The following is a 22,548-nucleotide window of genomic DNA, read 5'->3' on the forward strand; positions in this document are numbered from 1 at the left end:
GCCTTGGCGGCGGCCCCGGCTGCCCGTTTCAGCCGCGGTAGTAGCGGGGCGCCACGAAAGGCATCGCGCACACCTGCATGGGCACCGGCTTGCCGCGCACGATGGCCTGCACGCGGGTGCCGATGGCGGCCAGCGCCGGGGGCACGTAGGCCATGGCGATGGGCTGGTTCACGCTCGGGCCCAGCAGGCCGCTGGTGACCTCGCCGAGGGCCTCGCCCTCGGCGCTTTGCAGCGGGGTGTGTTCGCGCACGGGCACGCGCTCCAGCGCCGTGAGGCCCACGCGCTTGCGCGCCAGGGTGGCCGGGTCGTCGATCTGCGCCAGCACCTTGGCCGCGCCGGGAAAGCCGCCGGCCCGCGCACCGCCCGTGCGGCGCACCTTCTGGATGGCCCAGTTCAGGCCGGCTTCGGGGGGCGTGGTGGTGGTGTCGATGTCGTTGCCGTACAGGCACAGGCCCGCTTCCAGGCGCAGCGAGTTGCGCGCGCCCAGGCCGATCGGCTTCACCTCGGGCTGTGCGAGCAGGGCGCGTGCCAGCGCCTCGGCCTGCGATGCGGGCACCGAGATCTCGAACCCGTCCTCGCCGGTGTACCCGCTGCGGGTGACGAAGGCCTCGCAGCCCGCGATCTCGTAGCGCCCGCCGGTCATGAAGACGAGTTGCTCGATGCCGGGTGCCAGCCGCGACAGCGCCGCGACGGCCTGCGGGCCCTGCAGCGCCAGCAGCGCATGGTCGGGCATGGGGACGACCTCGCAGCGCTGGCCGATGCGGGCCTGGATGTGGGCGATGTCGCCGGCCTTGCAGGCGCCGTTCACGATCACGAAGATGTCGCCCTCGCCCTGCTTGATGAACATCAGGTCGTCGATGATGCCGCCCTCGTCGTTCAGCAGCAGGCCGTAGCGCTGCTTGCCCACGGGCAGGTCGATCACGTCCACGGGAATGAGGGATTCGAAGGCGGCCGCGGCATCGCTGCCCACCAGGCGCAACTGGCCCATGTGCGACACGTCGAACAGGCCGGCGGCCTGGCGCGTGTGCAGATGCTCCGCCATCAGGCCGGCAGAGTACTGCACGGGCATGGAATAGCCGGCGAACGGCACCATGCGGGCCCCGAGTTCGAGGTGCAGGGCATTCAGCGGGGTGGTGAGCAGGGCGGCGTCGGCGGCGGACATGGCAATCTCCAGCAAGGGCAAATGGGAACGCGGCCCCATGGCCACGCCTTTGCCCCGCTGTCCGCTTTACCTGAGAGATTCACCCACGTGCCAAGGCGGCGCGGGGCTTGCTCCTTCGGTGGGCCCGCGCACGCGGCGGACCTCTCTCCAGCAAGGGGAACGCCCGCATCCCTGCGGGCGTTTTGCCAGTCCTTTTGCCTGAGCGTTCGGGGTCACCCTGCGCCTTCGGCGGCGCCAGCAATCCCGGTGACGGGGCGGCGCTCTCTCCTGACCGGGCGGATTCTAACTGCAGCGCCGGTGCGCGCCGGGCGATCCGACCGCGGTGTGCGCGGGGGCTTGCCGTGTATCCAGAAGGCCATGCTTTCGAAAGCCAAGCGCCCCGGCGAACGGTAATCCGCCGGGGCCCTGCCTGTTTCGTGCGCCCCGGTAAGGGCGCCTTGATGGATGAAGTATGCGGTGCGGGCACTGGATGGATTTTCTGAATTTCTTCAAAAATGCCAGATTTGCAGAAAATTCTTCTGAAATATGTGAATTGGGAGAACAATGCAGTGCATGGACCGCCTCGACAGAAAAATCCTCTCCGTCCTGCAGGCCGACGCCCGCGCCAGCCTGCAGGAGATCGGCAACGCCGTGGGCCTGAGCCCGTCGCCCTGCTGGGGCCGCATCAAGAAGATGGAGGAGGCGGGCGTGATAGAGGGCTACACCGTGCGCCTCAATCCCAAGGCGCTCGATCTGAACGACACGGTGCTGGTTCAGGTCACGCTCGACAGCCATTCGGACAACACGCTGGAGAAGTTCGGCGAAACCCTGGCCAGCATTCCCGAGGTCATCGAGGCGCACCTGGTGTCGGGCGATTACGACTACCTGCTGCGCGTGGTGGTGAAGGACACGCGCGATTACGAGCGGCTGCTGCGCGAGAAGCTCTACAAGATCAAGGGCATTCGCCACAGCCGGTCGAGCTTCGTGCTGCGCACGCTCAAGCGGGCCGACCTACCGTTGTTCGCGCAGTGACCGTGGAGGTGCCGGGGGGACTCGGACGGGCCAAGGCAATCGGCTTGTGCTGAAAAGTGCCGATTGCCCTAGATCTGATTGCCTTGGATGCTATTAATTCGGGAGCAACGGGGTGCGACGTTGGCGCCCTGCCGCGTCAGGCTGCGATGCGCACGGCACCGTCCTCGTCCTGCGGCACCCAGACGATGCGGTCCATGTCCACGCCCATCGCGCGTGCCTGGGCCAGCAGGCGGGGGCGCACGCCGCGGGGCAGGGTGGGGGTGCGCGACAGGATCCACAGGTAGTCGAGGCTCGCGCCCACGACCATGGCCCAGCGGTAGTCCTCATCCAGCGCCACCACGTGGTAGCCGCCGTAGAAGGGGCCGAAGAACGACACCTTGAGCGATGCCTGGTCGGGGCGGCCGATGAACACCGCCCGGCCGCGCGATTCGCGCCAGCGCTTGCGGGCCGGATCGAACCCGCGGTTGAGCACCTGCACCGATCCGTCCGGGCCCCGGCTGTAGTGGGCGCTGGTCTGGACCAGGCCCTTTTCGAAACGGTGGTCGATGCGGGCCAGCTCGTACCAGTGCCCGGCATAGCGGTCCACGTTGAAATCCTCCACCACCTCGATGCCCCGCGGGGCCCGCACGGATGCGCTGGCCGAGAATGCCAGCGCTGCCCCCACGGCGGCTGCGCCCAAGGCCAGGGGCCAGAGCGGGCGACGGTGGGTGCGGTAGCGTGGGGCGGGGGAACGGGCCATGGGGTCTCCTGCTTCGATGGCGTGGTGGTTCTTGATACTGCGCTGCAGTGCGCGGCGCTGAAAGGCCAGACAGTCTCGCCCGCAGGTCAGGAGGGTCCTGTAGGCGCGTTCCTGCAAAGGCCGTCGGAATCGCCACAAAAAAGGGCCTGCAACGCAGGCCCTTCGGGTCGCCCTGGCGAGGGGGGGGAGGCATCACATGCCGGAGTAGTTCGGGCCGCCGCCCCCTTCCGGCGTGACCCAGACGATGTTCTGCGTCGGATCCTTGATGTCGCAGGTCTTGCAGTGCACGCAGTTCTGCGCGTTGATCTGCAGCCGCTGGGCATCGCCCCCCTTGGCCTCGTCGGGCACGAACTCGTACACGGCGGCGGGGCAGTAGCGCGCCTCGGGGCCGGCGTACTTGGCGAGGTTGATATTGACCGGCACGCTCGGGTCCTTGAGCGTCAGGTGTGCCGGCTGGTTCTCGGCATGGTTGGTGTTGCTGATGAACACGCTGGACAGCCGGTCGAAGGTGAGCTTGCCGTCGGGCTTGGGGTACACGATGGGCTTGCACTCGGCGGCGGGCTTCAGGTAGGCGTGGTCGGGCTTGTCGCGGTGCAGCGTCCAGGGAATGTTGCCCTTGAGCACGAACTGCTCGATGCCGTTCATCAGCGTGGCGGTGGCCAGGCCCTTCTTGAACCACGCCTTGAAGTTGCGCGCCTTGTTCAGCTCGGCGTAGAGCCAGCTCTTTTCGAACGCCTCGGGGTAGGCCGTGAGTTCGTCGTGCTGGCGCCCCGCCTGCACCGCGTCGTAGGCCGCTTCGGCCGCCAGCATGCCGGTCTTGATGGCCGCGTGGCTGCCCTTGATGCGGCTCACGTTGAGATAGCCCGCCTCGCAGCCCACCAGCGCTCCGCCCGGGAACACCGTCTTGGGCAGCGACAGCAGGCCGCCGGCCGTGATGGCGCGTGCGCCGTAACCGATGCGCTTGGCCGGCTTGATGCCCTTGGCCTCGTCGCCTTCCAGGTAGTAGCGGATGTTGGGGTGCGTCTTCCAGCGCTGGAATTCCTCGAACGGGCTCAGGTAGGGGTTGGAGTAGTCCAGCCCGGTGATGAAGCCCAGCGTGACCTTGTTGTCCTCGGCGTGGTAGAGGAACGCGCCGCCGTAAGTGTCGCTGTCCATGGGCCAGCCGGCCGTGTGCATGACGAAGCCGGGCTGGTGGCGCTTGGGGTCGATTTCCCACAGTTCCTTCACGCCGATGCCGTAGGCCTGCGGGTCGCGTCCCTGGTCCAGCTTGAAGCGGCTGATGAGCTGGCGGCCCAGGTGGCCTCGAGCCCCCTCGGCGAAGATCGTGTACTTGGCGTGCAGTTCCATGCCCAGCTGGAAGTCGGCGGTGGGCTCGCCTTCCTTGCTCACGCCCAGGTTGCCGGTGGCCACGCCCTTGACCGAGCCGTCTTCGTTGTAGAGCACTTCGGCGGCCGGAAAGCCGGGGAAGATCTCCACGCCCAGGTTTTCGGCCTGGGTGGTGAGCCAGCGCACCACGTTGCCCAGGCTCACGATGTAGTTGCCGTGGTTCTGAAAGCACTGCGGCAGCAGAAAATTGGGAGTGCGCCAGGACGACTTTTCGCCCAGGAAGATCATGGCGTCGTCGGTGACGGGCTGGTTGAGCGGCGCGCCCAGTTCCTTCCAGTTGGGGATCAGCTCGGTCAGCGCCTTCGGGTCCATGATGGCGCCCGACAGGATGTGCGCGCCGGTCTCGGAGCCCTTTTCCAGCACCACGACCGAGATGTCCTGGCCTTTTTCGGTGGCGAGCTGCTTGAGCCGGATGGCGGTGGCCAGGCCGCCGGGGCCGCCGCCGACGACCACCACGTCGTACTCCATGGCTTCGCGGGGGCCGTGTTGGGCGAGGATTTCTTCTGGGGTCATGGGTGTCTCGTGGTGGTTTGATAATGGGTGATCCGCCGCGGGCGACTGGCCTGCGCGCAGTCCGTCGGTCGGACAGATTGTATTCACGGAAAACCGACAATCGAACGATCGTTCTATTTTCTGACAAGAGAGACATCCCATGGCTTACAGCATCGATTTGGAAGGGCGCGTCGCCTTCGTGACCGGGGCATCGAGCGGGCTCGGCGCGCAGTTCGCCCGCACGCTGGCCGCCGCAGGGGCCGGCGTGGTGCTGGCCAGCCGGCGCGTGGAAAAGCTCAAGGAGCTGCGCGCGCGCATCGAAGGCGAGGGCGGCGACGCCCATGTGATCGAGCTGGACGTGACCGACCATGACTCCATCAAGGCGGCCGTGGCCCACGCCGAGACGGAGATGGGCTCCATCGACATCCTGGTCAACAACTCGGGCGTCTCCACCACCCAGCGCCTGCAGGACGTGGAACCCGAGGATTTCGACTTCATCTTCGACACCAACGTGAAGGGCGCCTTCTTCGTGGCGCAGGAGGTCGGCAAGCGCATGCTGGCGCGCTCGCGCGGGGCGGCGCCGGGCAGCTTCACCGGCGGGCGCATCATCAACATCGCCTCGATGGCTGGCCTCAAGGTGCTGCCGCAGATCGGTGCCTACTGCATGAGCAAGGCGGCCGTGGTGCACATGACGCGTGCCATGGCGCTCGAATGGGGCCGCTTCGGCATCACGGTCAACGCCCTGTGCCCGGGCTACATCGACACCGAGATCAACCACCACCACTGGCAGACCGAGCAGGGCCGCAAGCTCCTGGACATGCTGCCGCGCAAGCGCGTGGGGCAGCCCAAGGACCTGGATGCGCTCATCGTGATGCTGGCCAGCGACCAGAGCCACTTCGTGAACGGCGCGGTGATCGCCGCCGACGACGGTTTCGCGGTCTGACCGCCGGCCGATGCTGACTGGAATCCTGGCAGGGCTCGCCGCGGGCGCGCTCTGGGGGCTGGTGTTCGTCGCGCCGCGCATGGCGGCCGGGTTCGCGTCGGTGGACCTCACCGCTGGCCGTTTCGTGGCCTACGGCGCCATGGCTGTGGGCATGCTGCTGTGGGGCCTGCGCCCCGGCACGCGCCGGGCGGTGCGCTGGCCCACCGCCCGCCAGGCCGGGGCCGCCCTGGGCCTGAGCGTGCTGGGATTCACTGGCTACTACCTGCTGCTGGTGCTGGCGATCCGCGATGCGGGGGTGGAGGTGCCGGCCCTCATCATCGGCACCATCCCGGTGTGGGTCATGCTGCTGGGCAAGCCGAAGGGGCTGCGCTGGGCGGCCCTGGTGCCGGGGCTGGCCCTGACCCTGGCGGGCCTGGCGCTGATGGCGTTCGCGCCGCACGGGGAGGGCGGATCGCCGGCTGCGGGTGGCGGGGCGTACTGGTGGCGCGGCATCGGCATCGTGCTGGTGGCGCTGGTCTTCTGGACGGCGTTCGCCATCCTCAATTCGGCCTGGGTGCAGCGCCACCCGGAGGTGGGCGCAACCCAATGGGCCAACTGGCTGGGCGTGGCCACGGGCCTGGGGGGATGGCTGTTGTGGGGGGTGAAGGGCACGCCTCTGGCAGAACTGGCGGCGCAGCCAGGTTTCGGCGCCTTTGTGCTGGTCTGCCTTGCGATCGGGCTGGGCGCGACCTGGCTGGCCACCATCCTCTGGAATGTGGCCAGCCAGCGCCTGTCCGCCAGCCTGTGCGGCCAGCTGATCGTGAGCGAGACCCTGTTCGCTCTCTTCTATTCCTTCGCCTGGGACGGCCACTGGCCGGCGCCTGCCCAATGGGCGGCATGCGCCATGTTCACCCTGGGCATTCTGGCGACCATCCAGGCCCACCGCTGAGCCCTGTTCGGCCCCCCCGCGCGTCCTTGGAATCGGGTGGGGTTATGCGCGGTTTTCATATTGCGCATCCCAATCGGCATGGCGAAAGAGAGCACTCCCAAAACATTGCTGGGTAGACTGATTAATAAATAGTTAATCAAAAAGGGGGTGGTGATGGCAGTGCAGTCGTGGCAGCACAAGGTTTCTGAATGTTTCTCCAATGAGACGTGCAAGAACAGAATCTTCAGCAAAATCAAGTCCGCGGCGACGGAATTGGGTTTCGAGCGATGCGCGTATACCCTCTACATTCCCGTCCCCATCTCCCGCCCGCAGGTGGTCCAGGTGGACGATTTTCCGGAAGCGTGGCAAAGGCGATATTCCGTCGCCGAATACCACCATATCGACCCCACCGTGGCCCATTGCCGCAAATCCGAGCGCCCCGTGGTCTGGAGCGACGAGCTTTTCGCCTCGGCGCCCGAGTTGTGGCGTGAAGCGCAGTCCCATGGGCTGAAGGTCGGCTGGTCGCAGGCCAACCAGAGCGCGGGCAGCCTGCGCGGCGTTCTGACCCTGGTGCGCTCCCGTGTCCCCCTGGCAGAGGAGGAACTCAAGGCGAACGAGCCCCGCATGTCGTTCCTTGCAAGCGCCTCGTACGAGGCCATGGGCCGTGCCATGAAAGCCTTGCACGGCACCCGCCAGAAGGCTTTCCTGACCCCGCGCGAACTGGAAGCCCTCAAATGGACGGCGGATGGGAAAACCATGGCGGATATTGCGCAGATTCTGGACGTGTCCGAAAACACGGTGCGGTTTCACCTCAAGAACGCCACTGCCAAACTGCAGACGCCCAACAAGACGGCGGCCGCGGTCAAGGCGGCGTTGCTGGGCTGGCTCGACTGACCGCAATTAACCGAAAGACCCCGGAAAGCGCTTCGGATATGTAATAAAAAGCGACCGGCGGGATATTTTTATTCGTGGATTGCTATTTTTTTAATAGCGCCCGTCCGCGCGCTTTCCGGCATTGACGGCACTCCATCCAAAGGGTTGTGAGGGGCCCATCGGCAATATTCATCGCGGCCATAGCCAAACCCCCCTTGTGAGCGACATTCCGCCACGTGGATCATTCGCTTCCCTTAACGACTGGAGCGGAGTTTCCATGACAACCAGAAAAATCTTCACCGCAGCGCTGGTGCTGCAAGGCGTGCTGGTAGCGCCTGCGGCGTTCGCCCAATCCGCCCTCACGCGCGACAACGGCGCCCTGGTGGGCGACAACCAGAATTCGCAGACCGCCGGCCCGAACGGCCCCACCTTGCTGCAGGACGTGCAGCTGATCCAGAAGCTGCAGCGCTTCGATCGCGAGCGCATCCCCGAGCGCGTCGTGCATGCCCGCGGCACCGGCGTGCGCGGCGAGTTCGTGGCGACGGAAGACCTCTCTTCGCTGACCCAGGCCAAGGTGTTCAGCGCCGGCGAACGCACCCCGGTGTTCGTGCGGTTCTCTTCCGTGGTGCACGGCAACCATTCCCCCGAGACGCTGCGCGACCCCCGCGGCTTCGCGACCAAGTTCTACACGAGCCAGGGCAACTGGGATCTGGTGGGCAACAACTTCCCCACCTTCTTCATCCGCGACGCCATCAAGTTTCCCGACATGGTGCATGCGTTCAAGCCGGACCCCCGCACCAACCTGGACGACGATTCCCGCCGCTTCGACTTCTTCTCGCACGTGCCGGAGGCCACGCGCACGCTCACGCTGCTCTATTCGAACGAGGGCACGCCCGCCGGCTACCGGTTCATGGACGGCAACGGAGTGCATGCCTACAAGCTGGTCAACAGCCAGGGCCAGGTGCACTACGTGAAGTTCCACTGGAAGAGCCTGCAGGGGCTGAAGAACCTCGACCCCAAGCAGGTCGCCGCCGTCCAGGCCAAGGACTACAGCCACATGACCAACGACCTGGTCAACGCGATCAAGCAAGGCGATTTCCCCAAGTGGGACCTGTACGTGCAGGTGCTCAAGCCCGAGGACCTGAACAAGTTCGAGTTCAACGCGCTGGATGCCACCAAGATCTGGCCCGATGTGCCTGAACGCAAGATCGGCCAGATGGTGCTGAACAAGAACGTGGACAACTTCTTCCAGGAAACCGAACAGGTCGCCATGGCGCCCGCCAACGTGGTTCCCGGCATCGAGCCCTCGGAAGACCGCCTGCTGCAAGGCCGCGTGTTCTCATACGCCGATACGCAGCTGTACCGGGTGGGCACCAACGGCCTGAGCCTGCCGGTGAACCGCCCCCGCGTCGGCGTGAACAACGGCAACCAGGACGGCACGCTGAACTTCGGGCAGACGACCAGCGGCGTGAACTACGAGCCCAGCCGCCTGGAGCCCCGCCCGCAGGTCTCGGCGGCGCGCTACAGCCAGTTGCCGCTGTCCGGCACCACGCAGCAGGCCAAGATCGGCAAGGAGCAGAACTTCAAGCAGGCCGGTGATCTGTACCGCAGCTACGGCAAGAAGGACCGCGAGGACCTGATCCAGAGCTTCGGCGAATCGCTGGCCGGCGCCGATGCCGAGAGCAAGCACATCATCCTGTCGTTCCTGTACAAGGCCGATCCCGAGTACGGCACGGGCGTGGCCCGCGTGGCCAAGGGCGACCTGGCCCGCGTGAAGCAACTGGCCTCGACGCTGCAGGACTGACGCGGGGCATGCGATGCACGCGTGGGGGCCGTTCTGGCGCCCGCGTGCTGCATCGAGGGGCGCCGCTGGCGGTGCCCCTCCCACGACCGTCCCCCCATTTCAAGGAGATCGGCATGTCCCTTTCCCATCGATCGCGCCCCTGGGTGCTGGCAGTGCTGTGCATGGGCGCGATGGCGGCTGGCGCAGCGGGTGCGGCCCCCAGCGCGGCCCCCAGTGCGGTCCCAGGCACGGCAGCGGCGGCATCTGCGTCGCCACCCGCAGCCGCGGCGGGGGCCGAGCCGGCAGCCCCGACCGATCCGGCCCAGGTCCAGCGGCAGTTGCGCCGCTATTTCTTCGATGCGGCCCGCGAGGGCCGGCGCGACATGCTGGGCGAGTTCATCGCCGCCCGCTACGACCTCAATGTCCGCGATGAAAAAGGCTATACCGCGCTCATCCTGGCGGCCTACCACGGGCACCGCGAGGTGGTGGAGCAGTTGCTCAAGGCCGGCGCCGACCCCTGCGTGCAGGACCTGCGCGGCAACACCGCCCTGATGGGCGCGATCTTCAAGGGCGAGGTGGCGATCGCGCGGCGGCTGGTGCAGGCCGACTGCGCCCCCGATCAGCGCAACAACGCCGGCCAGACCGCCGCCATGTACGCCGCCCTGTTCCAGCGGACCGAACTGCTGCAGGCCCTGGCCGCCAAAGGCGCGGATCTCGGCGCCAGGGACGCGCGGGGCAACGATGTGTCGCAGCTGCAGCGCGGCGAATTTGCCGGTTCACCCGCGCGATGAGCCTTCACGGGGCTTCAAGCCAAATCGCCCTCCAGCGCAATGGGAACTAGGGCGTTTTGCTATAAAAATAATAGTAAAGAGGGTCAGCTGCGCCCCACCACGCGAAAGCGCTCGGCGTTCGCCTGCAGCCATTGCTGGGCCAGCGCCGCGGCCGTGGGCGATGCGTGCTCCTGATCGGGGTGGAAGTCGCTGCGCAGGTAGCGCACCAGCGCCGGCAGCGAGCGCCAGGCCACGCCATCGCGTCCCCAGAAGAACCGCAGCGCACTCCAGGCCGTGGAGGGGCGCCACAGCGTGCCGTCGCGCTGCAGGTTGAGCACCGTCTGGCGCATCGCATCGACGGTGAACACCAGCACCACATACAAGTACCAGCGCACCCGCCAGGCGTTGCTGCCGCCCGCCGCGCGGTAGAGGTCGAAGGCGACGGCACGGTGCTCGGTCTCCTCGGCCGCATGCCAGCGCCACACGGTCTGCAGCGTGGCGTCGGCACCATCGAGCCAGCGCCCATGGCGCAGCGTGCCATCGGCCAGCAGGGCCGTGAAATGCTCGTAGGCGCAGGTGACCGCCAGGGCGTGCAGCGGATTCTTGGTGCGCAGGTGCAGGCGGGCGATGCGTCCGCGCGCCCAGTGCTGCCAGTGGTTCTGCAGGCCCTGGCGCTCCAACTCGGCGTTGTAGAGCCCGTGCAGATGCCGGTGCGTGGCTTCCTGCCCGATGAAGCCGCGCAGCAGGGACTGGAAGCGGGTGGCCAGCGGCCCATGGGGATTGCCCAGCAACGGCGTGGCATCGCGCACGGAATCGATGAAAAATTGCTCGCCTACCGGAAAGCTCATCGACAGCGCATTGAAGAACTGCGTGCGGAAGGCATCGCCGCCGTGCCAGTGGCGGGCGAAGCCTTTTTGCAGGTCCACTTCGAGCTTGCGCACGGGGAGGGTGGCTGCGGCGGCGGCTGCTGCTGCGGGCGCGGGGGCGGGGGAGGCGGGGATCTCGGACATGGGAGGCGGCTTTCCAGAAACGGCGGTGGCCCGGCAACGCCGCCGGGCTCCGTTTTCTGAGGATTATTCAGTTTTAGACCGGACGCGCTACTCGCCTACTGCTCAGGTTTTCCGGGGCAGCCCGATCGCCTGCAGCCAGGCCCCGGGACCGCGTGGATGCTGCGTTTCAGCCGTGAGGTGGTCGAGCGACCGTCCCGCTTTGGCCGCCGTGCTCATGTTTGGGAAAAGGTCGCTGTGCAGGGACTGCCGTGCGATACGCTGTGCGGGTGGACGCCAGTCTTCGCCGGGCCGTCTGCAGCGCGTTCCGCCCCGCACGCCCGGCACCAACCGAGGCCGCCGATGAAGATCGAGATTCCCGAAGCCAAGACGCTCGTGCACACGATGCGCTTTCCCGTGCGCTGGGGCGACATGGACGCCATGGGCCATGTGAACAACACCGTGTACTTCCGCTATCTGGAGACGGCCCGCATCGACTGGCTGGTCGCGGCGGGCTGCAATCCCGACCCGCAGGGCCAGGGGCCAGTGATCGTGAATGCCTTCTGCAATTTCTACCAGCAGCTCAAGTACCCGGCCGAGGTGCTGCTCAAGCTTTATGTGAGCGACCCGGGGCGCACCACGTTCGAGACCTGGGGCACGATGGAACGCGTGGACCGGCCCGGCGTGGTGTGCGCGGCGGGCGGTGCCACGACCATCTGGGTGGACTTTCCGCGCAAGAAAGCCGTGGACCTGCCGGCCTGGGTGCGCGCGCTGGTCGGCGCGTGACGCCGCCGTCATCGCGTTCGGCAGCCGGCGCCGCCGGGCCGCTCAGGTCACGGGCGCGGGATTGAACAGCACGAGGGCGTTGTGCAGCTTCCACTGCTCGGCCCAGGTCTTCTTGCGCCCGCTGGCCACCTCCAGCATCAGATGGAACATCTCCCAGCCCACGTCCGCGATGGTCGCCTGCCCGTCCGCGATGCGCCCGGCGTTGATGTCCATCAGGTCGTGCCAGCGCCGGGCCAGATCGCTGCGCGTGGCCACCTTGATCACCGGCACCTCGGCCAGCCCGTAGGGCGTGCCCCGCCCCGTGGTGAACACGTGCAGGTTCATGCCGGCCGCAAGCTGCAGCGTGCCGCAGATGAAGTCGCTGGCCGGTGTTGCGGCATACAGCAAGCCTTTCTGCGTGGCCTTGTCCCCGGGCGAGACCACGCCCGAGATCGGGGCGCTGCCCGATTTGACGATGGAGCCCATGGCCTTTTCCACGATGTTGGAGAGGCCGCCTTTCTTGTTGCCCGGCGTCGTGTTGGCGCTGCGGTCCACCCGGCCTTTGTCCAGGTAGGCGTCGTACCAGGCCATCTCGCGGATCATGGCCTGGGCCACTTCCGGGGTGCTGGCGCGCGAGGTGAGTTGGTCGATGCCGTCGCGCACCTCGGTCACTTCCGAGAACATGACGGTGGCGCCCGCGCGCACCAGCAGGTCGGTGCAAAAGCCGACGGCCGGATTGGCGGTGACGCCGCTGAAGGCGTCGCTGCCCCCGCACTGCACGCCGACCACCAGCTCGGCGGCGGGCACGGTCTCGCGGCGGCGGGCGTTCAGGCGCTCCAGGTGCTTTTCCGCCTGCCGCATGACGGAGTCGATCATGGACATGAAACCCACATGGGCTTCGTCCTGCAGGCAGACCACGTCCAGCTTGGGTTCGGCGCTGGTGCCCACGTCGGCCACGCTGCGCTCGTCCACCAGCGGGATGCTGCCCGGGGGCAGCAGGCGCTCGGGCTGGAGCTTCTCGCAGCCCAGGCTGACCACCATCACCTCGCCGCCGAAGTTGGGGTTCAGGCTGATGTTGCGCAGGGTGCGGATGGGAATGACGGCGTCCGGCGCGTCGATGGCGACGCCGCAGCCGTAGGTGTGCTCCAGCGCCACCACGTCGTCCACATTGGGAAAGCGGGGAAGCAGTTCGGCCTTGATGCGCGCGACGGCGAATTCGGTGACACCGGCCACGCACTGCACGGTTTGGGTGATAGCCAGGATGTTGCGGGTGCCCACCGATCCGTCGGCGTTGCGGTAGCCCTCGAAGGTGTAGCCGGTGAGCGGGGGCAGGGGCTCGGGGCGCACGGTGGCCAGGGGCAGGCCCTCCAGCGACAGGGCCTCGGGCATGTGCAGCAGGCGCTCATGCACCCAGCTGCCGGCGGGGATGGGCTGGATGGCGTAGCCGATGGGCACGTTGTAGCGGCGCACGGCGGCGCCCTGTGGGATGTCTTCCAGGGCGACCTTGTGGGCCTGGGGCACGCGGTCGACGAGCGTCAGGCCCGAGGCCAGCACCGTGCCTGCGGGCAGGCCCCCGTCGTTGGCGACGATGGCCACGTTGTCGGCCGCGTGCATCTGCACGGTCAGGGGCGGGCGGGTGGGTGAAGCGGAATCGGTCATGGGGCGGTCGTCGTGGGTGGGGCGATGTTCTGGGGGCTTTGCATGCGGCATGCCGCTCGATTGTCGATGGCGCCGGGCTCACGCGCGGGTGCCGAACTCCGCTGTTTCGCGCGTCCAGCCGCGGGCCTGCTCGCTCAGGCTCAGGCCGAGGCCCGGGCGCGTGGGCACCATCATGCGGCCGTCGCGGATTTCCAGGCGCTCGTTGAACAGCGGCTCGAGCCAATCGAAGTGCTCGACCCAGGGCTCGGTGGCATAGACCGCGCCCAGGTGCACGTGCAGTTCCATCGCGAAGTGCGGGCCCAGGCTCAAGCCCGCGTGCTCGGCCTGCGCGGCGATCTTGAGGAACGGGGTGATGCCCCCCACGCGGGGTGCATCGGGCATGAGGTAGTCGGCCGCGCGGTGGCGGATCAGCTCGCCGTGTTCGGCCGCGCTGGTGAGCATCTCGCCAGTGGCGATCGGCGTGTCGAACTGGGCGGCGAGCGCGGCGTGGCCTTCGAAGTCATAGGCGTCCAGCGGCTCTTCGATCCACACGAGGTTGAAGGGCTCGAAGACGCGGCACATGCGCTGCGCGGTGGGGCGGTCCCACTGCTGGTTGGCATCGACCATGATGGGCATGGCATCGCCCAGGTGCTTGCGGACCGCCTCCACGCGCTGGATGTCGAGCGCATGGTCGGGCTGGCCCACCTTCAGCTTGATGCCGCCGATGCCGCGCTCGCGCGAGGCGCTGGCGTTGCGCAGCAGCTGGTCCAGCGGCGTGTGCAGGAAGCCGCCCGAGGTGTTGTAGCAGCGCACCGAGTCGCGCTGCGAGCCCAGCAGCTTGGACAGCGACAGGCCCGCGCGGCGCGCCTTGAGGTCGTACAGCGCCACGTCGAAGGCGCCGAGGGCCTGCACCGCCATGCCGCTGCGCCCCACCGACGCGCCGGCCCAGCAGAGCTTGGTCCACAGCCGGGAAATGTCGCTCGGGTCTTCGCCCAGCAGCGCCGGCGCGACCTCCCGGGCGTGCGCGAACTGCCCCGGCCCGCCCGCCCGCTTGGAGTAGCTGAAGCCCAGGCCCCGGTGGCCGTCCTTGCTCTCGATCTCGGCGAACAGCATGGCGATCTCGGTCATGGGCTTTTGCCGTCCGGTCAGCACCTTGGCATCGCTGATGGGGTTGGCCAGGGGCAGGTAGCACGATGAGATACGGACCCAGGCGATGCTGTCGCTGAAAGAGGAGGGGGGCGAGGAAGCGGTCATGGTGCAGTGCAGGTCATTCGGGCAAAACGGGGGGCAGGCGCCAGGCAGGCAGGGCGAGGGTCAGTCGATCGAAATCTTTCCGGTCTCGATCACCTTCTTCCAGCGGGCGAACTCCTGCTGCTGGAAGGCGGCGAACTGCTCGGGCGTGTTGGTGACCATGTCGAAGCCGATCGACGTGAACTGCTCGCGCACCTTCGGGTCCTTGAGCGCCTCGACGAACGCCGCATGGGCCTTTTCGCGCACGGCGGGTGGCAGCCCCTTGGGTGCGACGATGGCCTGCCACGAAGCGACCTCGACATTGGGCACGCCCGCTTCGGCCAGCGTGGGCACGTCGGGCAGCACCGGCGATCGCTTGGCGCTGGTGATGGCCAGCGCGCGCATCTTGCCGGCCTTGATGTATTGCGACACGGCGTTGATGTTCTGGAACGAGGCATCCACCTGACCGCCGATCAGGTCGGTGTGGGCCGGCGCGCCGCCCTTGTAGGGAATGTGCACGCCCTTGGTGCCCGTCTGCTGCCAGAACAGCTCGGCGGTGAGGTGGTCGCTCGACCCGTTGCCGGCCGAAGCGAAGCTCATCTTGCCGGGGTTGGCTTTCTCGTAGGCGATGACGTCGGCCACGGTCTTGTGCGGGGAGTTGGCCGGCACCACCAGCACGTTGGGCGACTGCACCGCCACGGTGATCAGGTCGAAACCATGCAGCGCGTCGTACTGCACGCCCTTGAGCAGGTGCGGCACGATGACCAGCGGCCCCAGGGACGTCACAAGGAAGGTGTAGCCATCGGGCGCGGCCCGCTGCACGAACGTGGCGCCGATCGTTCCGGTGGCGCCGGGCTTGTTGTCCACCAGGAAGGACTGCTTGAACTTCTCCGTCAACCGGGGCCCCACGGCGCGTGCGACCTGGTCGGTCGAGCCGCCGGGCGGGAAGGGCACGACCAGGGTCACGGGTTTTTCGGGCCAGGACTGTGCCTGGGCGCCGAGAGCCAGAATGCCGAGGGAAATGGCTGCCAGGAATCGCTTCATGATTTGTCTCCTAATGGAAATGCGAACGTTGTCATTTTTGGTCGGAAGGTGAAGCACCGCCAAAAACATTACAGGATCGACATGTTCTTATGATTTTTCCAGATGCGCTGTGCGCGCGCATTGGAAATGATATCGTTGTCATTTCCAATCGACAAGCTTTTCTGCTGGGGGTTTTCCCCTTGTCCGTGACCGCCGCTGGCGTCCGGGACGTGCTCTGGAATACAGCGGTGCACTGGCCACGGGCGGTGCCGTGGAATGCGGTATGGTCCTCGTCTTTCGCCCGACCGGTGTGCTCCGAAACCCCATGAACGCCCCCTCCAACTTCAAGGCGGCCACGCTTCACGACGTGGCCAAGGCCGCTGGCGTGTCGTTGATCACCGCCTCGCGTGCGCTGAGCAATCCAGGGGTGGTGTCCGAGAAGACAAAGGCCCGGGTACAGCAGGCCGTCGAGGCGACGGGCTACATTCCCAACCTGCTGGCGGGGGGGCTCAAGTCCCGCCGCAGCCTGATGGTGGCGGCCGTGGTACCGGCGCTGTCGGTGTCGCAGTTCCTGCCCACCGTGCAAAGCCTGACGACCACGCTGGCTGCCGAGGGGTACCAGCTCATCCTGGGCCAGACCGCCTACGACGCCGAGCGCGAAGAGGCCGTGCTGAACACCATGATCGGCCGCCAGCCCGACGGGCTGGTGATGACCGGGCTGGTGCAATCGCAGCGCGCGCGCGACCGGCTGCGCCGATCCGGCATTCCCGTGGTGGAAACCTGGGACCTGAGCGACCGCCCCGTGGACATGGTGGTGGGCTTTTCGCACCTGAAAGTGGGCAGCGCGGTGGCGGGGTTCTTTCTGTCCCGGGGCTGGCAGCGCGTGGGAATCGCCACGGGCGGCGATCACCGAGCCATGCTGCGCCGCGAAGGTTTCGTCGCCACCCTGGGGCGAGACGTGCCGACCGCCACGGTGCCCGCACCCAGCAGCCTGGCGCTGGGGCGAAGGGCCCTGGCGGAGCTGCTGGAGCAAGAGCCGCGGCTGCAGGCCGTGTCGTGCAGTTCGGACACGCTGGCGCATGGCGTGCTCGTCGAGGCCGCGGCCCGCGGGCTGCGGGTGCCGCAGGACCTCGCCATTTGCGGCTTTGGCAATGCCGACTTCAGCGAGCACATGCTGCCTTCGATCACCACTGTGCATGTCGATGGCCCGGAGATCGGCCGGCTGGCGGCGCAACTGGTCATCGACCGCTGCCGGGGCAACGCGGGCCCGCAAACCATCTTCGATCTGGGCTTTCGCCTGATCGAGCGGCAATCGACGGCATCCGCCGGCTGAAGGGGCGGATGGTTGGGGCCAGGTGACGCTGGCACCCTTGCCGCCGCCACCTTTTCTGAGCACCATTCAGTTTCCAGGGCGTGGCCCTGCCGTGCCGCGTCCACCGCTCGAAAGCCGCCTTTGAAGAAATCTCCATCCCCCGACAGTTCCTCCGGCATGCGCCGCCAGCCCACGCAGGCGCGGGCGCGCCAGACCATCGAGGCCATCTTCGGCGCCACCGCCCAGATCGTGGAAAAGGAAGGCGAGGAGGGCGTCACCACCAACAAGGTCGCGCAGGTGGCGGGCTTTTCCATCGGCACGCTCTACCAGTATTTCCCCTCGAAGGAGGCCATCGTGCTGGCCATGGTGGAGCGCGAGCGCAACCGCGTGCAGCAGCAATTGCGCGAGCTGCTGGATGAGGCCGTGGCCCAGCGGCGTGAGGTGCGGGCCGTGCTGCGCGACGTGGTTCGGCTGTTGGTGGCGGCCTTCGGCACCGGCGGCCATTCGCGGGTTCGGCGCGGCATGGTGCGGCTGGGCTGGCGCATCGACCACCACGACCGCGTGACGGCCGCGTTGCGCGAAGGGGCGGAGCGCAATGCCCTGGCGCTGGCCCGCCTGATCGAGGTGGGCGATACCTCGGTGCGCGCTCCCACGCCGGCCATGATGTTCGTTGCCACGCGCGCCATCATGGGCGCCATCCGCAGCGCCGCGCTGGAGGACTCGCCCCTGCTGGGCCAGCCCGCGTTCGAGGACGAACTGGTGCGCATGCTGTGGGGCATGCTGCGCGCCGACGCGGGGGATTAGCGCTCCCCCCGTCTGCTGACGTCGGCAGAGGACTCAGGAAGAAGGCACCGCAGCCTGCTGGGGGTAGAAGATGGGTTGCGCCGGATCGCGGTGCCAGTCGTACTCGGCGGCGAGGGCGGCCGTTTCGGCCACGGCACGGCCAGCCAGGCGAGCGACCAGGTGCCAGGCCATGTCGGTCCCTGCGGACACGCCCGCCGAGGTCACGTACTTGCCCGCATCCACCCAGCGCGAAACGTTGTCCCACAGCACCGCGGGACCGAAACCCGCCACCCAGCCGAAGGCCTGGTGGTTGGTGGCGGCCGGCCGCCCATCCAGCAGGCCGGATTGCGCCAGGATGGCCGCGCCGGTGCAGACCGAAGTGACCACGGCCACCTGCTGGTCCATGGCCTGCACCCATTGCAGCAAGGCCTGGACGGCTGCGGTGTCCGGGTCCATCAGCAAGGTGCCGACCCCTTGTCCGCCGGGAATCATGAGCAGGTCCAGCGGCTGCTCCAGCGCCTCGTCGCGGAACAGATCCGGCGCCACGCGGGGGCCGTTGAAGCTGGCCACCGGCGCGGGAACCGGCGCAGGGCTGGCACCGTTCGCGGCCGGCCTGCACTCGTTGGAGATCAGCACGATCTCGAACGGCAGGGCCGGCGCGTTGGCATAGGAGGTGCCGATGAAGCGCGCGATGGAAAACGCCTCGATGAAGCCCCACACGTCGAGCGGCTCGAACTGGGGAAACACCAGGATCCCGATGCGTTGGGTGCGTGGAAAGGCCGTGGCAGGTGTGGAATGGGATGCTGCAGGCATGGTCATTTGGTGGGAAAGAGTTCAATGGCAAGGGCGGCTCGCCCGCACTCGTGGGGGATGCCGTCGATGGGACAACCGATCAGCAGGCAGACCGGCTGCCCCGCCGGGGGCAGGGGGGCATCACCTGCCAGGGAGACGAGAAACCGCTGGCTGCGCTGTGGCTGCGCCGCGGTGAAGGCGCGCAGCGGGTGCACCGCGAAGCGCGGTGATCTCCCGTCGGCCACGCGCGTTCCCGGACGGGCAGATGCGGTCGAGGTTGCCGGTGCATCCTGAAGATCAGTTCCCTCGGGGCATCAGGCCCGAGAACGGGGTGATGGCCGGCGGCGACCGCGGTTTTCAGTGCGTTTCTTTCGCTGATCATGTGGAGGTTCTCCGGTGTCGGGGGGGCGTCGGGCCTTGAGGTCAGTGGTGGCCCTTGCTGGCCCCGCCAGCGCCGTCCGGCAAGGCCACCCGCACGATCTGCATCATTCCCTGGTCTTCGTGGTCCAGGATGTGGCAGTGCAGCACGTAGTCCCCGATGTAGCGCTGGTAGCGCGTTCGCACGATCAGCGTGTACTTGCCATTGGGCTTTTCCTTGGTTGCGATGTTCTTCACCCAGAGCGTGTCTTTCCACACGCCCTTGAGCGCGCGGTATTGCGGGTCGACGGTGCCGTCCGCCTTGTCGTCGCCGTCCGGTCCGGACACGTCCTTGCCGTCCGGGTCGAGGATCTTGACGATCTGGAACGGGTTCACATGGATGTGGAACGGGTGGCTCACGAAGTCCGATTGCAGCGTCCATTCATCCACCCCGCCCAAGGTCAGCACGCGGTCGACGCGGTTCGGATCGAAGGGCTTGCCGTTCACCTGGAACTGGATCGGCTGGGCGTTCAGGTCGATGTTGAATGCGAGGGTCTGCGTGCCCGTGACTTCGCTGTCCTGCACGGTGGGGTGGGGCACGAAGCTGGTGAGCTTCAGTCCATCCTTCAATTCAGCGCTGACCTGGGCCCGCACGTCCGAGGGCAGGTTGATGGCGGCAGCGGCAGCCAGTTCCGCTGCGAGGTACGCCGAAATGTTCTGAGGAACGGGATTGCCAGGGGCGACCTTGCTCACGGTGCCCAGCAACTGGCGCGACGGGGGCGCCTGGTTCACGCTGGCCGAAGCGGGCGAGGCGGCGTCGATCACGCAGTAGTCGCCCGCCTCGGGAAACACCATCAAGGTGTCCCAGCGGTAAGCCGGCTGGTACACCGTCTGCGTGCTGGGGATCGCCGCAGCGGTGGTCAGCCCGTCGGCTGCGATCAGGTGCTGGGGCAGCGGGGCGCCCGTGCAATTTTGTTCGATGTAGGCATCGTGCTCGCTGGCGCGCAGCGCCTGTGCGTTGCGTGCGCCCGGCCGCAGCTTGCGGAACTCCAGGTTGATGGTGTCGCGCACGCCGCCATGGATGGTGCGCCAGCGTTCGATCTGCCCAGCCTTCGCGCCCTCGAAGGTGGGCAGCACGTCGCCGTTGATGCTGGTGTAGCGCCCGGAGGCCGGCCAGGACCCGGGGCCGAACTGGTCCTTGTCCTCCTTGTCCACGGCCTTGTAGTGCTCGATGCCACCGACGTCGCCTTCGTTGCAGCGGTAGGTTCCGTCCGGGTTGAACTGGATGCGGTTGTTCTTGTCGCGGCAGGCGTACTGGATCTGCTGCAGCACCAGCACCCGTTCCTTGAACGATTGGCGGGCAGTGGGCCGCAGCAGGGTGTCCACATCGCCCGTCTGCGTGGGGGTGGGCGGCCGGTCGCCGCGGATGACGAGGGCACCCGCCATGCCGCTGGCCACCTGCAGCGCGGTGGAGCCATGGCGGTGCGTGTGGTACCAGAAGGTGCCGGCGGGATGGTCCGAGGGAATGTTGTACTCGTACTCGAAGCTCACCGTCGGGTTGATGGAGATCAGCACGTTGTCGCCATTGCCTGCCGGGTTCACCCACAGGCCGTGGGTGTGCAGGTTGGTGCCGTTGAAGCAGTGCGGCGTATTGACCCCGCCGGTGAACGTGGTGCAGCTCGGGTCGGGCGGCAACTGGTTGTTCAGGCGGATGCGGATGGTGTCGCCGGGGCGGATCTCCAGCATGGGCGAGACGAAAGGCGCCTTGGGATCGATGCGGGTGCCCTGGTAGCTGCGCAGGCGCACCTTGTCGAAGCGCTGCTCGGCCGGGTTCCAGAGCTTGCCGTCGGTGTAGACGACGTTCAGGTCCAGCGAGGCTTCGTGGGACACGGCGCGCGTGGCCGGGCCCGCTGCCACCTGGAGCCTGCGAGGCGCCTTGCGCTGCAACTCCAGCAGGGGTGGGTTGGACACCTGCCGTGGGGTGTCTGACTGGGCCTGTGCGGGCAGTGCGGCGGTGCATGCCAACGCAACGGCAAAGGCGGTTGCAGACGCAGACGCGCACGCATTCCGAGACGCGAGTTCCATGGTTTTCCTCCCCCTCTTGCGGGTATTGCAAAGCCGAGGCGGCTGCTGGCTGCAGCTCTTGCCGTGTGATTGCTTTGTCCCAGTATGGCGGAGGCGCCTGGGGCGGGTCAACGCATTTCGAGGGCGCTATTTTTGGCGCGGTACGCGGCCCATCAGATAGAACTCGGGATTGGGCTGCATGCCCGCGAAGCTGGCCATGCGGTTCGACAGGCCGAAGAACGCGCTGATGGCCGCGATGTCCCAGATGTCCTCGTCATCGAAGCCGTGGGCGTGCAGGGCGGGAAAATCCGCTTCCTCGATGGCATGCGACTGGCTGCACACCTTCATCGCGAAGTCGAGCATGGCCCGCTGGCGCGGGCTGATGTCGGCCTTGCGGTAATTGACCGCCACCTGATCGGCCACCAGCGGCTTCTTTTCGTAGATGCGCAGGAGGGCACCGTGCGCGACCACGCAGTAGAGGCACTGGTTGGCGGCGCTGGTCGTGGTGACGATCATCTCGCGTTCGCCCTTGGTCAGGCTGCCTTCCTCCTTGAGCATCAAGGCGTCGTGGTAGGCGAAAAACGCACGCCATTCGGCGGGTCGCCGAGCAAATGCCAGGAACACGTTCGGCACGAAGCCGGCCTTTTCCTGCACTTCGAGAATGCGGGCGCGGATGTCGTCGGGCAGGGCGGCGAGGTCGGGGAAGGGGTAGCGGCTCAAGGGTTGTCTCCGTTGTGTTGTGGCTGGCGCGAATGGTCGCCTGCAACTTATCACGGATGCCACTGGGTCGCGCGCATCCCGGTGGAGGAGGGGGGCGCGGAACTGCCCGCCAGCGCATACGACAGCCGTGTGGCCGCTGCGGTGACCGTCTTGGCCAGCGCCTGCAGACGGGCTTCGGGCAGGCGTGATTCCGGCCCCGAGATGCATACCGAGCCCATCAGCCGCCAATGCATGCCGAACACGGGCGCCGAGACGGTGGCCACGCCGTGCTCCCGCTCGCCGATGGACCAGTGGTAGCCACGCTGGCGGATGTCTTCGTAGTCCGCACCAGGTTCGCCCGAGAAGGCCAGGATCACGCGGCCCGGCGAGCCCTTGTCGAGCGGCAGGCCTTCACCCATGCGGGCATGGTGGCGCAGCGCCTGTGGGCCTTCCACCCGCACGAGGCACGTGCGCACGTTGCCTTCACGTACATAGAACGCCGCGCTTTCGCCCGTGGCCTGGGTGAGCTCGCGCAAGGCCGGCTCCAGCACGTTCTGCACGTCGAACCCCGCCTGGTAGCGCGCCCCCAGCCAGCCCGCCGCCGGCCCGAGGCGCCAGTCGCCGTCCTCGCGCTGCACCATGAAGCCGGACTGCGCCAGCGTGCGCGCCAGGCGCAGCACGGTGGTCTTGTGCAACCCGCAGCGGCGGCTCAGCTCTGCGAGCGGCAGATGCGATTCGCCCAGGGAGAACGCCTCCAGCAACTGGAGGGCGCGCGTCACGGCGATGACCCCACCGGTTTCTTTCGCCATGGCTGAAGAGGAGGACCTCGGGGC

The 22,548-nt window shown here is 67.4% G+C and carries 21 protein-coding genes and 2 riboswitches; of the genes, 10 read left to right on the plus strand and 11 right to left on the minus strand.

What is annotated here, in order from left to right; translation table 11 throughout:
- Nucleotides 1–28: 28 nt before the first annotated feature.
- On the minus strand, nucleotides 29–1,162 hold the full coding sequence (gene gcvT / locus AVME950_RS18170; protein WP_284430884.1) for a glycine cleavage system aminomethyltransferase GcvT: 1,134 nt from the start codon (nucleotides 1,160–1,162) through the stop codon (nucleotides 29–31).
- A gap of 47 nt (nucleotides 1,163–1,209) precedes the next feature.
- Nucleotides 1,210–1,323, minus strand: a riboswitch (glycine riboswitch).
- Nucleotides 1,324–1,346: 23 nt separating this feature from the next.
- A riboswitch (glycine riboswitch) is annotated at nucleotides 1,347–1,434 on the minus strand.
- 280 nt (nucleotides 1,435–1,714) lie between these two features.
- Between gcvT and AVME950_RS18175 the strand changes: the two genes are divergently transcribed.
- A complete protein-coding gene (locus tag AVME950_RS18175) occupies nucleotides 1,715–2,173 on the plus strand; it encodes an Lrp/AsnC family transcriptional regulator (protein ID WP_272563736.1) in 459 nt (152 codons plus the stop codon).
- A 136-nt stretch (nucleotides 2,174–2,309) separates the two neighbouring features.
- Here the strand turns inward: AVME950_RS18175 and AVME950_RS18180 are convergent, their stop codons facing one another.
- Both AVME950_RS18180 and AVME950_RS18185 read right to left on the minus strand, forming a co-directional pair.
- The gene (locus AVME950_RS18180) at nucleotides 2,310–2,912 is read right to left on the minus strand and encodes a lipocalin family protein (protein ID WP_284430885.1); all 603 of its coding nucleotides are present in this window, start codon (nucleotides 2,910–2,912) and stop codon (nucleotides 2,310–2,312) included.
- A gap of 192 nt (nucleotides 2,913–3,104) precedes the next feature.
- Nucleotides 3,105–4,811, minus strand: a complete 1,707-nt coding sequence (locus AVME950_RS18185) for an electron transfer flavoprotein-ubiquinone oxidoreductase (protein WP_284430886.1) — start codon at nucleotides 4,809–4,811, stop codon at nucleotides 3,105–3,107.
- Between the two features lie 139 nt (nucleotides 4,812–4,950).
- Here AVME950_RS18185 and AVME950_RS18190 point away from each other — a divergent pair, with 139 nt between their 5' ends.
- The 5 genes from AVME950_RS18190 (at nucleotide 4,951) to AVME950_RS18210 (ending at nucleotide 10,087) form a co-directional block, all read left to right on the plus strand.
- Nucleotides 4,951–5,733: an SDR family oxidoreductase gene (locus tag AVME950_RS18190; RefSeq protein ID WP_272563733.1), complete on the plus strand. Its 783-nt coding sequence runs from the start codon at nucleotides 4,951–4,953 to the stop codon at nucleotides 5,731–5,733.
- A gap of 10 nt (nucleotides 5,734–5,743) precedes the next feature.
- On the plus strand, nucleotides 5,744–6,661 hold the full coding sequence (locus tag AVME950_RS18195; RefSeq protein WP_284430887.1) for a DMT family transporter: 918 nt from the start codon (nucleotides 5,744–5,746) through the stop codon (nucleotides 6,659–6,661).
- A gap of 153 nt (nucleotides 6,662–6,814) precedes the next feature.
- Nucleotides 6,815–7,534, plus strand: a complete 720-nt coding sequence (locus tag AVME950_RS18200) for an autoinducer binding domain-containing protein (RefSeq protein ID WP_284430888.1) — start codon at nucleotides 6,815–6,817, stop codon at nucleotides 7,532–7,534.
- Between the two features lie 256 nt (nucleotides 7,535–7,790).
- A complete protein-coding gene (gene katB / locus AVME950_RS18205) occupies nucleotides 7,791–9,317 on the plus strand; it encodes a catalase KatB (RefSeq protein WP_284430889.1) in 1,527 nt (508 codons plus the stop codon).
- A 113-nt stretch (nucleotides 9,318–9,430) separates the two neighbouring features.
- Nucleotides 9,431–10,087 carry an ankyrin repeat domain-containing protein gene (locus tag AVME950_RS18210; protein WP_284430890.1) on the plus strand — a complete coding sequence of 219 codons (657 nt, stop codon included), beginning with the start codon at nucleotides 9,431–9,433 and terminating at the stop codon, nucleotides 10,085–10,087.
- 83 nt (nucleotides 10,088–10,170) lie between these two features.
- Here the strand turns inward: AVME950_RS18210 and AVME950_RS18215 are convergent, their stop codons facing one another.
- On the minus strand, nucleotides 10,171–11,076 hold the full coding sequence (locus AVME950_RS18215; protein ID WP_284430891.1) for a metal-dependent hydrolase: 906 nt from the start codon (nucleotides 11,074–11,076) through the stop codon (nucleotides 10,171–10,173).
- A gap of 339 nt (nucleotides 11,077–11,415) precedes the next feature.
- Between AVME950_RS18215 and AVME950_RS18220 the strand changes: the two genes are divergently transcribed.
- Nucleotides 11,416–11,838 (plus strand): acyl-CoA thioesterase, encoded by a 423-nt coding sequence (locus AVME950_RS18220; protein WP_284430892.1) that lies wholly within the window; start codon nucleotides 11,416–11,418, stop codon nucleotides 11,836–11,838.
- Between the two features lie 42 nt (nucleotides 11,839–11,880).
- On the opposite strand, the gene garD is transcribed toward AVME950_RS18220, so the two are convergent.
- The 3 genes from garD to AVME950_RS18235 all read right to left on the minus strand — a co-directional run bounded on the left by garD (nucleotide 11,881) and on the right by AVME950_RS18235 (nucleotide 15,729).
- On the minus strand, nucleotides 11,881–13,476 hold the full coding sequence (garD, locus tag AVME950_RS18225) for a galactarate dehydratase (protein ID WP_284430893.1): 1,596 nt from the start codon (nucleotides 13,474–13,476) through the stop codon (nucleotides 11,881–11,883).
- Between the two features lie 78 nt (nucleotides 13,477–13,554).
- Nucleotides 13,555–14,709, minus strand: a complete 1,155-nt coding sequence (locus tag AVME950_RS18230) for an L-talarate/galactarate dehydratase (protein ID WP_284430894.1) — start codon at nucleotides 14,707–14,709, stop codon at nucleotides 13,555–13,557.
- Between the two features lie 60 nt (nucleotides 14,710–14,769).
- Nucleotides 14,770–15,729: a Bug family tripartite tricarboxylate transporter substrate binding protein gene (locus AVME950_RS18235; protein ID WP_284430895.1), complete on the minus strand. Its 960-nt coding sequence runs from the start codon at nucleotides 15,727–15,729 to the stop codon at nucleotides 14,770–14,772.
- A gap of 304 nt (nucleotides 15,730–16,033) precedes the next feature.
- Between AVME950_RS18235 and AVME950_RS18240 the strand changes: the two genes are divergently transcribed.
- Both AVME950_RS18240 and AVME950_RS18245 read left to right on the plus strand, forming a co-directional pair.
- Nucleotides 16,034–17,041 carry a LacI family DNA-binding transcriptional regulator gene (locus AVME950_RS18240; RefSeq protein ID WP_284430896.1) on the plus strand — a complete coding sequence of 336 codons (1,008 nt, stop codon included), beginning with the start codon at nucleotides 16,034–16,036 and terminating at the stop codon, nucleotides 17,039–17,041.
- Between the two features lie 120 nt (nucleotides 17,042–17,161).
- Nucleotides 17,162–17,824: a TetR/AcrR family transcriptional regulator gene (locus AVME950_RS18245; RefSeq protein WP_284406886.1), complete on the plus strand. Its 663-nt coding sequence runs from the start codon at nucleotides 17,162–17,164 to the stop codon at nucleotides 17,822–17,824.
- Nucleotides 17,825–17,857: 33 nt separating this feature from the next.
- On the opposite strand, the gene AVME950_RS18250 is transcribed toward AVME950_RS18245, so the two are convergent.
- Nucleotides 17,858–18,616, minus strand: a complete 759-nt coding sequence (locus AVME950_RS18250; protein ID WP_284430897.1) for a DJ-1/PfpI family protein — start codon at nucleotides 18,614–18,616, stop codon at nucleotides 17,858–17,860.
- Here AVME950_RS18250 and AVME950_RS18255 point away from each other — a divergent pair.
- Nucleotides 18,604–18,825 carry a hypothetical protein gene (locus tag AVME950_RS18255; RefSeq protein ID WP_284430898.1) on the plus strand — a complete coding sequence of 74 codons (222 nt, stop codon included), beginning with the start codon at nucleotides 18,604–18,606 and terminating at the stop codon, nucleotides 18,823–18,825. The genes AVME950_RS18250 and AVME950_RS18255 overlap by 13 nt on opposite strands.
- Nucleotides 18,826–19,018: 193 nt before the next feature.
- On the opposite strand, the gene AVME950_RS18260 is transcribed toward AVME950_RS18255, so the two are convergent.
- The 3 genes from AVME950_RS18260 to AVME950_RS18270 all read right to left on the minus strand — a co-directional run bounded on the left by AVME950_RS18260 (nucleotide 19,019) and on the right by AVME950_RS18270 (nucleotide 22,524).
- The gene (locus AVME950_RS18260) at nucleotides 19,019–20,923 is read right to left on the minus strand and encodes a multicopper oxidase family protein (protein WP_284430899.1); all 1,905 of its coding nucleotides are present in this window, start codon (nucleotides 20,921–20,923) and stop codon (nucleotides 19,019–19,021) included.
- 240 nt (nucleotides 20,924–21,163) lie between these two features.
- A complete protein-coding gene (locus AVME950_RS18265; RefSeq protein WP_284430900.1) occupies nucleotides 21,164–21,736 on the minus strand; it encodes a peroxidase-related enzyme in 573 nt (190 codons plus the stop codon).
- A 50-nt stretch (nucleotides 21,737–21,786) separates the two neighbouring features.
- On the minus strand, nucleotides 21,787–22,524 hold the full coding sequence (locus AVME950_RS18270; RefSeq protein WP_284430901.1) for an IclR family transcriptional regulator: 738 nt from the start codon (nucleotides 22,522–22,524) through the stop codon (nucleotides 21,787–21,789).
- Nucleotides 22,525–22,548: the final 24 nt, after the last annotated feature.

It is taken from the genome of Acidovorax sp. SUPP950 (genome assembly GCF_030158935.1).
Lineage (GTDB): Bacteria > Pseudomonadota > Gammaproteobacteria > Burkholderiales > Burkholderiaceae_C > Paracidovorax.